The organism is Bifidobacterium tibiigranuli, assembly GCF_009371885.1.
GTDB classification, from domain to species: Bacteria; Actinomycetota; Actinomycetes; order Actinomycetales; family Bifidobacteriaceae; genus Bifidobacterium; species Bifidobacterium tibiigranuli.
The window spans coordinates 80268-97159 of the sequence record NZ_QLZA01000010.1; the positions used below are offsets into that span (position 1 = coordinate 80268).

General features: G+C 62.1%; 9 protein-coding genes. 2 read left to right on the forward strand and 7 right to left on the reverse strand.

Going from position 1 to position 16892, the window contains the following annotated elements; genetic code table 11:
* Positions 1 to 104: 104 nt before the first annotated feature.
* From DDF78_RS09465 to DDF78_RS09480, 4 genes are all read right to left on the reverse strand, one after another.
* Complete coding sequence (locus tag DDF78_RS09465) at positions 105 to 4112, reverse strand: DNA-directed RNA polymerase subunit beta' (protein ID WP_152581100.1); 4008 nt, start codon at positions 4110 to 4112, stop codon at positions 105 to 107.
* 112 nt (positions 4113 to 4224) lie between these two features.
* The gene (gene rpoB / locus DDF78_RS09470; protein ID WP_162000760.1) at positions 4225 to 7776 is read right to left on the reverse strand and encodes a DNA-directed RNA polymerase subunit beta; all 3552 of its coding nucleotides are present in this window, start codon (positions 7774 to 7776) and stop codon (positions 4225 to 4227) included.
* Positions 7777 to 8136: 360 nt separating this feature from the next.
* Complete coding sequence (locus DDF78_RS09475) at positions 8137 to 8844, reverse strand: hypothetical protein (RefSeq protein WP_152581098.1); 708 nt, start codon at positions 8842 to 8844, stop codon at positions 8137 to 8139.
* A gap of 75 nt (positions 8845 to 8919) precedes the next feature.
* Complete coding sequence (locus DDF78_RS09480; protein WP_152581161.1) at positions 8920 to 9882, reverse strand: iron-sulfur binding domain-containing protein; 963 nt, start codon at positions 9880 to 9882, stop codon at positions 8920 to 8922.
* A 231-nt stretch (positions 9883 to 10113) separates the two neighbouring features.
* Here DDF78_RS09480 and DDF78_RS09485 point away from each other — a divergent pair, with 231 nt between their 5' ends.
* Positions 10114 to 10782 carry a tRNA (cytidine(34)-2'-O)-methyltransferase gene (locus DDF78_RS09485; protein ID WP_152581097.1) on the forward strand — a complete coding sequence of 223 codons (669 nt, stop codon included), beginning with the start codon at positions 10114 to 10116 and terminating at the stop codon, positions 10780 to 10782.
* Positions 10783 to 10870: 88 nt separating this feature from the next.
* Here the strand turns inward: DDF78_RS09485 and DDF78_RS09490 are convergent, their stop codons facing one another.
* Both DDF78_RS09490 and DDF78_RS09495 read right to left on the reverse strand, forming a co-directional pair.
* Complete coding sequence (locus tag DDF78_RS09490; protein WP_152581096.1) at positions 10871 to 12235, reverse strand: PFL family protein; 1365 nt, start codon at positions 12233 to 12235, stop codon at positions 10871 to 10873.
* Between the two features lie 22 nt (positions 12236 to 12257).
* Positions 12258 to 12530: an ACT domain-containing protein gene (locus DDF78_RS09495; RefSeq protein ID WP_024462676.1), complete on the reverse strand. Its 273-nt coding sequence runs from the start codon at positions 12528 to 12530 to the stop codon at positions 12258 to 12260.
* 588 nt (positions 12531 to 13118) lie between these two features.
* Here DDF78_RS09495 and DDF78_RS09500 point away from each other — a divergent pair.
* A complete protein-coding gene (locus tag DDF78_RS09500) occupies positions 13119 to 14939 on the forward strand; it encodes a DEAD/DEAH box helicase (RefSeq protein ID WP_152581160.1) in 1821 nt (606 codons plus the stop codon).
* Positions 14940 to 15703: 764 nt separating this feature from the next.
* Here the strand turns inward: DDF78_RS09500 and DDF78_RS09505 are convergent.
* Positions 15704 to 16873 carry a hydroxymethylglutaryl-CoA synthase gene (locus tag DDF78_RS09505; RefSeq protein WP_152581095.1) on the reverse strand — a complete coding sequence of 390 codons (1170 nt, stop codon included), beginning with the start codon at positions 16871 to 16873 and terminating at the stop codon, positions 15704 to 15706.
* Between the last annotated feature and the right edge of the window lie 19 nt (positions 16874 to 16892).

The following is a 16892-nucleotide window of genomic DNA, read 5'->3' on the forward strand; positions in this document are numbered from 1 at the left end:
AACCGCAACCAGCCAAAACCACAAACTACAATCCACAGCCCTGCTCTGTATCCCTACAATCCCTACAACCTGCAATCCTTACAATCCCTGCGGCCTTGCGATCCTTACATATCCAGGTCGCCCTGGCCGCCCTGATCGTCGAGGAAGTCATCGGGGTTGAAGTCGTCGCCGAGCTTCAGATCGCCGAAGTCGATGTTGGAGAAGTCCACATCGCTCGCCTCGGAATCGGAGTAGCCGCTGCCCAGCTCGTCGCCGCCCAGCCCGAAGTTCGGGTAGATGGTGTCGCGGATGGCCTTGTCGGGCTCCACGACCGCATTGCGGTAGCGGGCCAGACCGGTGCCGGCTGGAATGAGCTTGCCGATGATGACGTTCTCCTTAAGACCCTTGAGCTCGTCCTCACGCTGTCCCAGCGCGGCTTCGGTGAGCACGCGCGTCGTCTCCTGGAAGGAGGCGGCGGACAGCCACGAGTCGGTGGCCAGCGAGGCCTTCGTGATGCCCATGAGCTCGGGGCGGCCGACGGCAGGCTTGCCGCCGTTCTTGACCGCGGCGATATTGGCCTCGCGGAAGCGCGCCTGGTCGACCAGCTCGCCGGGCAGCAGCACGGTGTCGCCGGAGTCGATGACGGTGACGCGGCGCAGCATCTGGTGCACGATGACCTCGATGTGCTTGTCGTGGATGTCCACGCCCTGGGAGCGGTACACGTTGTGCACCTCTTCCACGATGTTGACCTGGGCAGCACGGGGGCCGAGGATGCGCAGGATCTTCTTGGGATCCACGGAACCCTCGATAAGCTGCGTGCCGGACTCGACGTGATCGCCGTCCTTGACCAGCATCGGCGCGCGACGGGTCACCGGGTAGGTGATCGGCTCGATGCTCGTATCGTCCGGAGTCAGCGTGACCTGACGGCCGCGATCGGTGTCCTCCACCTTGATGGTGCCCGGGAATTCGACGATCGGCGCCTCGCCCTTAGGCGTACGCGCCTCGAAGAGCTCGGTGACACGGGGAAGACCCTGGGTGATATCGGAGGCCGATGCCACGCCGCCGGAGTGGAAGGAACGCAAGGTCAGCTGCGTGCCAGGCTCGCCGATGGACTGTGCCGCGACGATGCCGACGGCCTCGCCGACATCCACCAGCTTGCTGGTGGCCAGCGACCAGCCATAGCACTTGGCGCACACGCCGCGCTTGGACTCGCAGGTGAGCACGGAGCGCACCTTGACCTCTTCGACGCCGTGCGCCACGAGATCGCGCAGCACGTCCATCGAAAGGCCGTCGTCACGCTTGTAGAGCACGGTCGTGCCGTCAGCCGGGTCGATCACGTCAGCGGAAAGCAGACGGGAGTAAGGACCGCCGTCAGCCGCCTTGACGAGCACGAGATTGCCGTCCTCATCGCGTTCGGCGACCTTCATCGCCAGTCCGCGCTTGGTGCCGCAATCCTCCTCGCGCACGATGACTTCCTGGGCCACGTCGACGAGTCGACGGGTCAGGTAGCCCGATTCTGCGGTACGCAGTGCGGTGTCGGCCAGACCCTTGCGCGCGCCGTGCTGCGAGATGAAGTACTCGAGCACGGACAGGCCCTCGCGGTAGTTCGACTTGACTGGTCGGGGGATGATCTCGCCCTTCGGATTGGCCACGAGGCCTCGCATGCCGGCGATCTGGCGAATCTGCATCCAGTTGCCGCGCGCCCCGGACTGCACCATGATGTTCACGTTGTTGTCATCATGGAAGTTGTCGCGCATGGCGTTGGCGACCTTGTCGGTGCATTCGGTCCACAGGTTGATGAGCTCCTGGCGGCGCTCCTCTTCGGTCAGCAGGCCCATGTCGTACTGCGAGTTGACCTTGTCGGCCTGACCCTCGTAGTCGGCGATGATTGCGTCGCCTTCCGGAGGATCGACGATGTCGGAGAAGGACATGGTGACGCCAGACCACGGGGCCCGGGTGAAGCCCAGATCCTTGAGCGCGTCAAGGGTCGCGGCCACCTGCTCGGTGGAGTAGCGCGTCGCGATCTCGTCGACAATCCTGGAAAGCCTGCCCTTGGCCACCTGCTCGTTGACGAAGGGATAGTCGGTCGGCAGCGTCTCGTTGAACAGGATGCGGCCGTAGGACGTCGCGAACAGCACGGAGCCGTCCTTGAAGCGCTCCTCCTTGACCACGTCCGGGCTGCCCGGTTCGGGGTCAACGACCTTGAGCTCAGCGGGCTCCCAGTCTTTGGAAAGCACAAAGTCCTTCGGCAGTCGGATAAGCACCTTGGCCTGCGTGTCGATATCGCCACGATCCACGGCCATAATCGTCTCTTCAAGCGAGGAGAACACGCGGCCCTGGCCCTTGGCGCCGTCCACCACGGTGGACAGATAGTACAGACCCAGAATCATATCCTGCGACGGCATGGTCACGGTGTGGCCGTCAGCCGGCTTCAGGATGTTATCGGAGGCCATCATCAGCGAGCGGGCCTCGGCCTGCGCTTCGACGCTCAGCGGCAGATGGACTGCCATCTGGTCGCCGTCGAAGTCCGCGTTGAACGCGGCGCAGGCGAGCGGCGGCAGGTGGATGGCCTTGCCTTCGACCAGAATCGGCTCGAAGGCCTGAATGCCCAGACGGTGCAGCGTAGGTGCGCGGTTGAGCAGCACAGGATGCTCGGAGATGACCTCTTCGAGCACGCCCCACACCTCGGCGTCGCCACGGTCGACCAGTCGCTTGGCGCTCTTCATGTTCTGCGCGTAGTTGAGGTCCACAAGCCGCTTGATGACGAAGGGCTTGAACAGCTCCAGCGCCATCGGCTTGGGCAGACCGCACTGGTGCATGCGCAGGGAGGGACCGACCACGATCACGGAACGACCGGAGTAGTCCACGCGCTTGCCCAGCAGGTTCTGACGGAAGCGGCCCTGCTTGCCCTTGAGCATATCGGACAAGGACTTGAGCGGGCGGTTCGAGGCGCCGGTGACCGGCCGTCCTCGGCGGCCGTTGTCGAACAGCGAGTCGACGGCCTCCTGCAGCATGCGCTTCTCGTTGTTGAGCATGATCTCAGGCGCGCCCAGCTCGATGAGTCGCTTCAAGCGGTTGTTGCGGTTGATGACGCGGCGGTACAGGTCGTTGAGATCCGAGGTCGCGAAACGGCCGCCGTCCAGCTGCACCATCGGGCGCAGTTCGGGTGGGATGACCGGGATGGCCTCAAGCACCATGGCCTCAGGCTTGTTGCCGGTGGTCAGGAAGGCGTTGACGACCTTGAGACGCTTCAAGGCGCGGGCCTTGCGCTGGCCGGAACCAGTTGCGATCTCTTCGCGCAGCTCCTTGGAAGCGGCTTCCAGATCGAAATCCTGCAGACGCTTCTTGATGGCCTCGGCACCCATGCAGCCCTCGAAGTAATCGCCGTAGCGATCCTCCATCTCACGCCACAGGTCGACGTCGCCTTCCATATCGCCGGCTTTAAGCGCCTTGAAACGGTCGAAGACCGCATTCAGCCGCTGCACCTGCTCGTCGTAGCGCTGTCGGATGGCCGCCATATCGCGCTCGGCGCCATTGCGCAGCTTGGACTTCGCGCTGCCCTTGGCCTCGCCGTCGGCTTCGAGCGCCGCCAGATCGGACTCGACCTTCTGGGCGCGGGTTTCGATCTCGTTGTCGCGACGCCTGAGCAGGTTCGCGATTTCGGTGTCGAATTCGTCCTGCAGGTCAGGCAGATCCTGATGACGCTGCTCCTCATCGACCTTGGTGACCATATAGGCCGCGAAGTAGATGACCTTTTCCAGATCCTTCGGCGCGATGTCGAGCAGATATCCCAAACGGCTCGGCACGCCCTTGAAGAACCAGATATGCGTGACCGGAGCTGCTAGCTCGATGTGGCCCATGCGCTCGCGGCGCACGCGGGAACGGGTGACCTCCACGCCGCAGCGCTCGCACACGATGCCCTTGAAGCGCACGCGCTTGTACTTGCCGCAGGCGCACTCCCAGTCGCGGGTCGGCCCGAAGATCTGCTCGCCGAAGAGGCCGTCCTTCTCCGGCTTCAAGGTACGGTAGTTGATCGTCTCGGGCTTCTTGACCTCGCCGTAGCTCCACTTGTGGATGTCCTCGGTGGTGGCCAGTCCGATTCTCATTTTGTCAAATGCGTTGACGTCCTGCACTCTTATGTCCTGTCTCTACGTTATAAACACTGCGCGTTTATCAATACTGCTAAATACTGCGCGTTTATAAATCTGTGTTGTCTCGGTTGTCTAGTACTGCGTTGGTCGCCTATCAGCGGTATTCGGGCTCCGGCGCGGCCTGCTCCTCCTTGGCGGAGGCATCGGGCCTGGCGCCGATGTTGAAGCCAAGATCCTCGGAGGAGGACACGATGTCGTCATCGTCCTCATCGCTCATGTCGATCGCCACGCCTTCGGCGTTGAGCACTTCGACATTGAGCGAAAGCGACTGCATCTCCTTCAGGAGCACCTTGAAGGACTCCGGGATGCCTGCCGGCGGCAGATTCTCGCCCTTCACGATGGAGCCGTAGGCGCGCACGCGGCCGTCGACGTCATCGGACTTGGTGGTCATCATCTCGTGCAGCGTGTAGGCGGCGCCGTAGGCTTCGAGGGCCCACACCTCCATCTCGCCAAAGCGCTGGCCGCCGAACTGGGCCTTGCCGCCCAGCGGCTGCTGGGTGATCATCGAGTACGGGCCGGTGGAGCGGGCGTGAATCTTGTCGTCCACGAGGTGGTGCAGCTTGAGCATGTACATGTAGCCAACCGAGATCGGCTTGGGGAAGGGCTCGCCGGTGCGGCCGTCGAAGAGCACGGCCTTGCCGCTGTCGCGCACGAGGCGGTCGCCGTCGCGGTCGGCCAAGGTGGTCGAGAGCAGACCGCGCAGCGTATCGGGACGCACGCCGTCGAACACCGGAGTGGCGACCGGAGTGCCCGGCTCGCCCTTTTCGGCGCCGTTGGGCACGAACTTCTTCCATTCGGCTTCCATATCGGGGTCGAGCGAAATGTCCCAGCCGGCATGGGCGATCCAGCCCAGATGCAATTCGAGCACCTGGCCCAGGTTCATACGCGAAGGCACGCCCAAGGGGTTGAGCATGATGTCGATCGGAGTGCCGTCCTCAAGGAAAGGCATATCCTCCTCAGGCAGGATGCGCGAGATGCAGCCCTTGTTGCCATGGCGGCCGGAGAGCTTGTCGCCCACCGTGATCTTGCGGTGCTGGGCGATGTAGACGCGAATCATCTGGTTCACGCCGTTCGGCAGCTCGTCGCCGTCCTCCTCGGCGTCCTCGCGCGTGACCTCCTTGACTGAGATCACCGTGCCGGTTTCGCCGTGGGGCACGCGCAGCGAGGTGTCGCGCACTTCGCGACTCTTCTCGCCGAAGATGGCGCGCAGCAGGCGCTCCTCCGGGGTCAGCTCGGTCTCGCCCTTCGGCGTGACCTTGCCCACGAGGATGTCGCCGGCCTCGACTTCGGCACCGATGCGGATGATGCCGCGCTCGTCGAGGTTCGCCACCGCGTCCTCGCCGACATTCGGCAGGTCGCGGGTAATCTCCTCGGCGCCGAGCTTGGTCTCGCGCGCGTCGATTTCGTATTCCTCGATGTGGATGGAGCTCAGGGTGTCGTCCTGCACGAGGCGCTGCGAGATAATCACGGCGTCCTCGTAGTTATAGCCGTTCCAAGGCATGAAGGCGACGAGCAGGTTCTTGCCCAGCGCCATCTCGCCCTTTTCGGTCGCCGGGCCGTCGGCCAGCACGGTGCCCTTTTCGATGCGCTCGCCGTCCTTGACCAGCGGCACCTGGTTGTAGCAGGTGGTCTGGTTGGAGCGCTGGAACTTGGCCAGCTTGTAGCTGGACTGCGTGCCATCGTCGTTCATCACGCGGATGATGTCGGCGGAGACGTAGATCGCCACGCCCGGCTTCTCAGCCAGAATGGTGTCGCCCGAATCGTAGGCGGAGCGCCATTCGGAGCCGGTGCCCACCAGCGGACGCTCGGACTTGACCAGTGGCACAGCCTGGCGCTGCATGTTGGTGCCCATCAGTGCGCGGTGGCCCTCGTCATGCTCGAGGAAGGGAATCAGGGATGCGCCCACCGACACCATCTGGCGCGGCGAGACGTCCATGTAGTCGACCGTTTCAATCGGAACATCGTCAGCCTCGCTGGCGGCGTCTCGCACAAGAGCGGTCTTCGCCACGAAGTTGCCCTTGTCGTCGATCTCCTGGTTGGCCTGCGCGATGACGTGCTCGGCCTCCTGATCGGCGGTCATGTAGACGACCTCGTTGGTGACGTGGCCGTTGTCGACCTTGCGGTACGGGGTCTCGATGAAGCCGAAGGGATTGACGCGGCCGAAGGTAGCCAGCGAGCCGATCAGGCCGATGTTCGGGCCTTCAGGGGATTCGATCGGGCACATGCGGCCGAAGTGGCTGGGGTGCACATCGCGCACCTCCATCGAGGCACGGTCGCGCGACAGGCCACCAGGGCCCAGGGCCGAGAGGCGGCGCTTGTTGGTCACGCCGGACAGCGGGTTGTTCTGATCCATGAACTGGCTCAGCTGCGAGGTGCCGAAGAACTCCTTGATGGTGGCGTTCACCGGGCGGATGTTGATCAGCGACTGCGGGGTGATGGCCTCGGCATCCTGCGTGGTCATGCGCTCGCGCACGACGCGCTCCATACGGCTCAGGCCCGTGCGCAGCTGGTTCTCGATCAGCTCGCCGACCTGGCGGATGCGGCGGTTGCCGAAGTGGTCGATGTCGTCCACGTCGACGCGCAGCTCCACGTCCTCGCCATTGCGCTTGCCGGGGAAGGTCTTGTCGCCGGCATGCAGGGAGACGAGGTACTTGATCGTGGCGATGATGTCGTCCACGCTCAGGCTGCGGTCGTTGATGTCGGTTTCCAGGCCGAGCTTGCGATCGATCTTGTAGCGGCCCACGCGCGCCAGATCGTAGCGCTTGGTATTGAAGTAGAAGGAGTCCAGCAAGTTGCGTCCGGCGTCGGGAGTCGGGGTGTCGGCCGGGCGGATCTTGCGGTACAGATCGGTCAGGGCGTCGTCCTGGGTCTCGATCGTCTCCTTTTCGAGGGCATCCATGACCAGCGGGTAGTCCTTGAAGGATGCGCCGATCTCGGCCTTGGTCATGCCGATGGCCATGAGGAACACGATGGCCGACTGCTTGCGCCTGCGGTCCACGCGCACGCCGAGCACATCGCGCTTGTCGATCTCGAATTCAAGCCACGCGCCACGGCTCGGAATGATCTTCGCGCCGAAGACCTCCTTGTCGGAGGTGCGGTCGCGCGAGCGGTCGAAGTAGACGCCCGGGGAGCGCACGAGCTGCGAGACAATGACGCGCTCGGTGCCGCCGATGATGAAGGTGCCGTGCGGGGTCTGCAGCGGGAAGTCGCCCATGAAGACGGTCTGGCTCTTGATCTCGCCGGTGTCGCCGTTCTCGAATTCGGCGTTGACGTAGAGCGGCGCCGAATAGGTGTAATCCTTCTCCTTGCACTCCTGGACCGTGTGGCGCGGCTCCTCGAAGTACGGGTCGGAGAAGGTCAGGCTCATGGTCTGGGCGAAGTTCTCAATCGGGGAGATCTCATGGAAGACCTCGTCGAGGCCGGATGCGTGCGGGACGGTGTTGGTGCCGTTGGCCTCGTCCTCCTCCACGCGCTTCTTCCAGCGCTCGTTGCCGATCAGCCAATCGAAGCTGTCGGTCTGCACACCCAGCAGGTAGGGCACATCGATAGGTTCCTTGATGGAACCGAAATTCACGCGGTCCGATGCCAGATGTCGTGCAATGTCCTGCTCGTCGGCGCGTGCGTTGACTGTTGTGGTATTCGTCATAGCTTGTTCGTCAGCCAAAAGACGTTCCTTATCGCTCGCTTGTTCGTTACGATCTGTTCGATCGATGCTGTACGGATCAGCACTGTGCAGCTGCTTAAAGTAGCTACTATCAGCACCGTATGGCTAGCGAAACGCCCGGATGCAGCCGCACTGTGCAAGCTCATATACTTCCACTAATAAGCTGCACAACGCAAACCGCCGTATGCCTAAGCTGCGGGCGCTTCGTTGTCTTGTTGGCATGCCCGCTATATGACATACTTCACGTAGAGTCAAAAGTATAGCACGCTGGAATTGGTTGCGCAAGCTGGCGTGTTTGAATGCCGCTCCTACTGCGCTGCCACATCTACTGCACCATCGCGCCTACTGCACGATAACCGGCACCGGATCGCTCACTGCTTTGGCATCGTTCTTCAGGCTCAGTTTGGCCATATACGTCCCGGGATTGACTCTGGGGAGGCTGGCGTCGTCAACGCATTGCGAACCCGTGCTGTCCGCATTCCACGTCAGCGTGTCCACGCGCTTGTCGCCCTTGGACATAAGCAGCCTATGCGGGTCGGCAGGGCACGCGTCCGACCTCCATATCGTGTCGCTGCCCGAGGTGATTGTCAGGATCCGCGAGGCATTCGACACGTCAATCAGGCAGCTGCTCGTGCCTTCATAGGCGACCGTCATCGTGAAATCCAAGGAACCGCCCACCGGCACGGTCTGCGACTGCGCGCTCAATTCCAGCTTCACGTCACTGGCTGTGCAATCGTGAACGCCACTGGTCTGCTTCACGCCTGGAACCTCATTGCGCGTCAGCGCCGTGAGATCGTCATGCCGAATGACGCCGGAAACCGCCGCGACCCCCCTGCCGAGGCTGTAGACGCAGAAAACAATGAACGCGAGCACCAGCACCAAGGCCACAGCCGCCACAATGCGCCGACGGCGAAAGATCCGCTGCTGCTCCTTGCTTGGTTTTCTGCGCTGGCCGCGCTGCTGACGCCCGCCAGATGTGCCCGATGTGCCCGATGCGCCGCGTCCGGTAGAGGATTTGCGCGTGTTGGGAGAGTGGGGTGTGCTGGCCATACCCACGAGTCTAAACCGACTGCCCAACCAGGATGACTCACAGCAGACACGAACCGAACCTGCGAGCCCGCGCAGCTACTGCGGCAGCCGCAGCGACCCGTCAGGGAGAATCTCGATCAGGCCATCCTCATCCAGCGAAGCGATGCACAAGTCCAGCTGCACATGGTCGCCCCATAGCGCCTCGACCTGATCGCGCGGCAGCGATGTGGCTGCTGCATGCCCCGCATCCGCTGGCGCCTTCTTTGTTATCCCCTTTGCTCGTTTCCCAGCCGCCTCATCTGCGCTGCCGCCAGCACCAAGCCCACGCAAGGCATTCAGTATCATGCCGCGCACCTGTCGGTTCGTGCCTTGGAAGCGCTGGCGAGGCCGGGTTCGCTGCTCTCCCAGCCCCGGTCGCCCTGCGGCGAGGAACGTGCACGAATCGGCCAGCGGGCACTGCTCGCACAGCGGATTCTTGGCCGTGCACACCACGGCGCCAAGCTCCATGACGGACTGGTTCCACGTTACGCTGGCCTTGGCATCCTTGGGCAGCACCCGTGCGGCCAGTTCGCGTTCCTGCCTAGTCGCCGAGCCGCCATGCGATTCAACCCCCAGAAATACGCGGGAGAGCACCCTGCGGATATTCGTGTCGATGACTGCGATGCGGCCCCCGAAGGCGAAGCTCATCACCGCCGAGGCCGTGTAGTCGCCGATTCCCGGCAGCGCAAGCAGCTCATCGTACGTGCGCGGCAGCTCGTTATCGTATTGCTGCGCGACCACGCGCGCGCATTCCTGCAAGCGCAGCGCACGACGCGGGTAGCCGAGCCGCCCCCACGCGGTGATCACCTCGGCCGTGCTCGCGCCGGCCAATGACGCCGCGTCGGGCCACACCTCCATCCACGCGAGCCAATACGGCACCACGCGACTCATCTGCGTCTGCTGGCTCATGACCTCGGATATAAGCACGCCCCACGGCGTCGTCCGCCCGAAGCGCCACGGCAAATCGCGCGCGTTCCGATTCCACCACGCGAACAGCTCATTTTCGATGAGTTCCTTCATCGTCTGATCAGAATCGGTCATGTCGTCAGCCGTCGTCGCGGCATTGTTCCCTACATACTGCACGGCCACCATTGTGCTCCACGCGGGATACACCAGCGCCCACTTCATCACCGGGTACGGGCCGTTCTAAGCTCATTCATGCATGGTGATGGATGATGTTTGCGGCCTCAGTTCGATTCGCACACAGCCAAAGCATTATCACGAAGGAAATTAGAGAATCAGGACAGTGACATGGGCGAAAGCGCGCAGAACAATACGACTGTAAAGAAAACAACTGACCCCGAGTCGCGCGTGGACGGCATGTACGAGTACGGGTATCGCAAGTCGAATTACGGCCCGGACGAGCTGGTGACCGACGCGCACGGTAACCCGATCAGCGTGGTCGACGCGATGTTGAGCGCGCGCGAGGCCAGCGAGACCGAAACCGTCACGCCGCACCTGTGCTACTACTCGCCGCGTATCCCGGGCAATACCGGCTCCGCGATACGCCTGTGCGCGGTGACCGGCAGCATTCTGCACTTGGTCGAGCCGCTGGGCTTCAACCTGCACGACACCAAGCTGCGCCGCGCCGGGCTCGACTATCACGATATGGCGCATGTGGTGCTGCATCCGGATTTCGATGATCTGGTCACGTCGATGCCGAATTCGCGCATCATCGCCTTCACCGCCCATGCCACGAAGCTGTACACCGAAGTCGACTACAAGCCTTCGGATATTCTGCTGTTCGGCCCCGAACCCGGCGATATCCCCGACCCGATGGACATCATGGCCGGCCCGCACGTCGCCGAGCAGGTCCGTCTGCCCATGCGCCCCAGCCTGCGTTCGCTCAACCTGACCAACTGCGCCTCCATCGCTCTCTACGAGGCGTGGAGGCAGTCAAACTTCACCGGCGGTGAATAGCCCAATCGTCAGCTTGCATTTTCACGGGAAAATATGAAACCTGAGTAGCCACATCCCAAAATGGTGCGTCTACTCAGGTTTTCAAGACTCAGTTCTTAAAACTGTGAATCGGTGCGGGAATCCGCCCGCCACGCGTCACGAAGGGCTCGCACGATGAGGTGTTGACCCGCATGATGGGCGCGTAGCCCATCAGGCCGCCGAAGTTGGCCATATCGCCCACGCCCTTGCCGTACACCGGAATGAGCCGCACGGCGGTCGTCTTCTGGTTGACCATGCCGATGGCGGCTTCGTCGGCGATGATGCCGGAGATGGTCGAATCCGGCGTATCGCCCGGAATCGCAATCATATCGAGGCCGACCGAGCACACGCAGGTCATCGCTTCAAGCTTCTCCAAGGTGAGGCAGCCGGCCGCTGCGGCGTCGATCATGTTCTTGTCTTCAGAGACCGGGATGAATGCGCCCGAAAGCCCGCCGACATACGACGAGGCCATGATGCCGCCCTTTTTGACCTGATCGTTGAGCATGGCGAGCGCCGCTGTGGTGCCCGGCCCGCCGACCTGCGCAAGTCCGATCTTCTCAAGCACTTCACCCACCGAGTCGCCCACTGCAGGAGTCGGCGCAAGCGAAAGGTCAATAATGCCGAAGGGCACGCCGAGCCGGCGCGAAGCCTCTTGCGCGACCAGTTGGCCGACGCGGGTGATCTTGAACGCGGTGCGCTTGATCGTCTCGCACAGGAATTCGAAATCCTTGCCCACAGCGGCGTCCAAGGATCGCGAGACCACGCCCGGGCCCGACACGCCGACGTTGATAACCGCGTCGCCCTCGGTCACGCCGTGGAATCCGCCCGCCATGAAGGGGTTGTCGTCCGGCGCGTTGCAGAAGGCAACGAATTTCACGCAGCCGTAGCTGTCCGTGTCGCGGGTCGCATAGGCGATGTCCTTGACGATGTGCCCGAGCAGCTCGACCGCATCCATATCGATGCCGGTTTTCGTCGAGCCGACGTTCACCGAGGAGCACACGATGTCGGTTTCGGACAAGGCCTGCGGCAGCGAGCGGATAAGCAGCTCGTCGGCCTTGGTCATCGATTTGGACACCAGCGCGGTATACCCGCCGATGAGATCGACGCCGACCTCTTTGGCCGCCCTGTCAAGCGCGTGGGCGATGGCGACGAAATCTTCGGACGTCCTGCACGCCCCGCCGCCGACCAGCGAAATCGGCGTGACGGTGATGCGCTTGTTGACGATCGGTATGCCGTAATCGCGTTCGATGGCCTCGCCGGTAGCTACCAAATCCTTGGCGAGCCGGGTGATCTTGCGGTAGATGTTCTCGCACAGCTGGTCTACATCGTCGCTCGCACAATCGAGCAGCGAAATGCCCATCGTAATCGTGCGCACGTCGAGCTTCTCCTGCTCGATCATCTGGTTGGTCTCGTGGACCTCCATGATATTCAGCATGGTCTTCTCCCTTTCAGCCGGCTCAGACGCGATGCATCTTGGTGAAGATCTCCTCGCGCTGGCAGCGGATGCGCACGCCGATCTCCTCCCCCAGCGAGTCCAGATCGGTGACGATGGTGCCGAATTCCTTATCGGAATCGGCGTAGTCGACAATCATCATCATGTTGAAGAATCCGTCGATGATGGTCTGCGAGATGTCGAGCACATTGACGCGATGCTGCGACAGGTATGTGCACACGCGTGCGATGATGCCGACGGTGTCCTGCCCGACGACGGTGATGATGGCCTTGTTCATGCTTCCTCCGGTGCTTCGCGTTGCCGACGCGGGCAGCATGGGCATTGCGGCTAGTGCCGGCCCGTGTCGATGCGGCATTCGCCGTGCCGAATCGACACATTGCCTAAACGCCGAATTCTAGCGCCGTAGCGCCGCCGAATGCGCGCAATCCACATGCCCCGCGTCAATCGTTCCTCAGTATAAGGAAGGCACCAGCCAAGCCGGCGTCAACCGCCGCGGCATCGACCGCCGCAACCGAAAGTAGCGACCCTCGCGTATAGTGTTGCAACAGTCCGGGGTAAGGACAAGAAAGAGCCCCGGCGTCGCTGAAAAATGCTTAAGTATTTCGGGATAGACGATGAGTCGGCTGCATACAGGCCGCAGGAGTGAATCGCGAATTCCATAAGGTACACGGCTCACTTACTTGCGATTCATCAGGCGCGCCAACCGGCGCAGACCCTATGCAGACACTTTCTTCACATCCCGAAAGGTACCCATTTGTCTTATTCAGACACAACCGATATGACATCCGCAGCAACGCTTACCGCTGATTCCGCTGATAGCAACGCTTCTGTCGAGTCCGTCAACACTGCCGACGCTGCCAACACTATGGCCGACGCCGCAAACGATGCCAGCAACGCTGGCAACAGCACCGCTGATCAGCACTCCGACGCGCCGACCTTCGCCGAGCTGGGCGTTCCCTCGACCTTGGTGAAGGGTCTGGCCCGAGACGGCAAGACCACCGCTTTCCCCATTCAGGCCGAAACGCTCCCTGATTCGCTGCAGGGCCGCGACATCCTGGGCCGCGGAGCTACTGGCTCAGGCAAGACGCTCGCCTACTCGATTCCGCTGCTCGCCCGCCTCGAAGGCCGCGCCCAGCCCAACCGCCCGCGCGGCCTGGTGCTGGCACCGACCCGCGAGCTCGCCAACCAGATCAACGACGTGCTGCGCCCGCTGGCCAGCGACTGCAATCTGACCACGACCACCATCTACGGCGGCGTGCGCCAAAGCGTGCAGACCCGCGATTTGCGTCGCGGCGTCGACATCGTCGTGGCCTGCCCCGGCCGCCTCAAGGACCTCATCGATCAGGGCCGCCTGACGCTGGATGACGTAGCGATCACCGTGCTTGACGAGGCCGACGAGATGGCCGACATGGGCTTCCTGCCCGACGTGAGCGAACTGCTCGGCATGACTCCGGCCGACGGCCAGCGCCTGCTGTTCTCCGCCACGCTCGACCACGGCGTCGACACGCTGGTGCGCCGCTTCCTCAATGACCCGAAGGTGCACGAAATCGATTCGGCCACCGCGCAGGTCTCGACCATGACCCAGCACATCTTCCAGGTGAGCGCCGCAGACAAGCCGCAGATCATCAACGAACTCGCCTCCGGCATGGGCAAGCGCATCCTGTTCACCAAGACCAAGATCCAGGCCGAGGAGCTCGCTGCATCGCTTATCGAGCGCGGCATTCCGACGGCCGAACTGCACGGCAATCTCTCGCAGTCGCAGCGCGATCGCAACCTCAAGGCCTTCAGCTCCGACGAAGTGCGCGTGATGGTCGCCACCGACGTGGCTGCTCGCGGCATGGATATCAGCGGCGTCGAGCTGGTCGCTCAGCTCGACCCGCCGCAGGACCCCAAGTCCTTCCTGCACCGCTCGGGCCGCACCGCACGCGCCGGTCAGGATGGCGATGTCGTCACGCTCGTGCTGCCTCGGCAGAAGCGCCGCGCCATGCAGATGCTGCACCGCGCCGGGCTCCAGGGCCATGTCGTGCGCGTGGACGAGGATTCTGACGCCCTGCTCGATCTCGTCGGCGAAACCGCGCCGCTTGTCGAAGGCTGGTCGCTGGAAGACTTCACCAGGCGCAATCGCAAGACTTCGCGCGATTCACGCCGAGGCGGCTACGGCCATCGCGGATACGGTTCGCGTGACAATCGCGATGGCTCGGATCGCCGTCATTCGGGTCGGGGCAACCGCTTCCGCCGTTCCGACCGTTTCGAGCATGCCGATCGTTTTGATCGTTCGGATGATGCCGAGCGTTCCAATGGATTCGACCGCTCGGACCGTTCTGATCGCTCTGACTATCGCGACGACCGCCGTGGTGGACACCACGATGGTGATTTCAATCGTGGGCCGCGTTCGCACGACTCGCACCGCAACTTCCGCAACGATTCCAAATTCGACTCGCGCAAGGACTTCCACGATCACGCCGAATCCCGTCGTACTGACGCCGACAACGACGATTGGTCGAAGCCCTTCGACGGCCGCAGCGACAAGCGCCGCAATCACGCCGAATCCTATGACAGGCGCGAAGGCCAGTCGCATCGCGGCTCCGGCGACTATCGCCGTGGCGACAACCGCCGTCACTCCTCCTATGATGACCGTGGCCGCCGCGACTACCACCGTGACGCCCAGCGCACCAGCGACCGCTGAGGCGCAATCGCCGAGCGATAGGTCAGCAGAAACAAATCGCTGAACCGACTCGCACATGCGATATCTGAACAGATGCCCCGCACAAGCCAAACGCTTGTGCGGGGCATCATCATATGAGATTGGACGTCTCTGCATCTCCGCAACAACGCTGCCTGTTTCCCGCGCCTATGCAGACTCGCGCATTCCCAACGACAGCATTCCCAACAACCCTTACTGATAGTGCTGTCGATCTTGCGGCGCTACCAACTGCCCACTTTATCGCTGTTTACCATTGCGCTCATCATTTATTAAGCACTTTACCAACTGAAACCGCATGCGAAGGACTTCCCTAGACATTGCCGTTGCCGAGGAATGGCGGAATTCCAAGGATCCCAAAATAGTGCATTGGGCTTGTACTTCGCTGAGGTGCTTAATAGACGAAAAAAGTGCTTAATACGTGTCTATAAAGGGTAATAATGGCCTGCCGAGCAGAAATTATCCGCCCGAACAAGACAAGACAAGCTAAACCAAACGAAGTACCGTGCAGAATCCCCGCTAACATCATTTATTAAGCACATTTTTCGCCTATTAAGCACTCCGCCAAGTAGCCTCGAAAACCAGCCCGCAACGGAATGGCGGAATGCCGCCATTCCTGGCCTATGACGCATTGGCACTACAGCTCTCGCAACACCGTGATTCACCACAATCTGCTTAGTACGTGCGGACGAACTGTCGACCGCCTGCTCATTACAAGCTCTGAGGGCGGGCAAATGCGCAGCTACATCTCACCGATAGAAGCGCTCGTGGCCTTCCATGCGAACCAGGGCATGCGGAGCGGCCGGGTCGCCGTCTTCGATATCCTGCCGCGAACCGTCGATAACCAGCGAGGCGCTGAAAATCGCCTCGTATTCATCCATCGAAAGCCTTTGGCGAGCTGCGAGCAGCGCCTCGTGGCCGACTCGATTGAGTCGATCGCGATAGCCGGGCTGCAGCGTGCCGAAAAACAGCTCGGCTACAGAACCCGAACCGTAGGAGAACAATCCGATGCGATCGCCGGCGCACAGACTCTCGTCCTGTTCAAGCAGGGAGATCAGGCTCAGGTAGAGCGACGCAGTATACAGATTGCCGACCTCTTGGCCGTACACAATTCCCTTCTCGAAGCGCGCGGTCAGCCGCTCGTAGTCTGCTGCGGGGATTATGGGTTCCAGCGAGCGCAGCCCTTTGCGACCCATCTTCGAGAAGGGAATATGGAAGAGCAGCGCCTGCAGACCGCTCACCTGTGTCAGTCCAAGCGACTCGGCCTCGCGCCAGTCCTCGGCGAACATCTCAAGATAGACCTGCTCCGAATATTTGCCTTTCGCGAAGGCTTCGGCGGAATAGTTCGGTCGCCAGAAGTCATCGGTGCTGCGGCTGCGCACCACCGAGCGCTCCTCAAGCGCGAGGATATGCGGATTTTCGCTCACCAGCATCGCCACTGCGCCGGCGCCCTGCGTCACCTCGCCGCCGGTGTTGAGACCATATCGGGCGATATCAGCCGCAATCACCAGAGCCTTGGTACCGGGATGTGCACGCACGAAATCCGCAGCAAGCTGCAAGCCGGCCGTGCCGCCATAGCAAGCCTCTTTGATCTCAATGGCACGCATCGAGGTCGGCAACCCAAGCAGGTCGTGCACGAATAGCGCCGAGGCCTTGGACTGGTCTACGCCGCTTTCAGTGGCGACAATCAGCAAGCCAATCGACGCTCTTGCCGCATCATCGAGGTTTTCCAGTATTCCCTCTGCCGCATTGGCACCCATTGCCACGATGTCCTGGCTGAGCGTCGGCACGGCCATCTTGCGCTGACCAATGCCAATCAAATACTTGTTGGGGTCGGCTCCGCGAGCATGCGCCAGATCCACCAGATCCAGATAGCGATTCGGCGTGGAAAACTCAATCCTGTCGATGCCGACCTTCATGTGCTGCTCCTTATATATG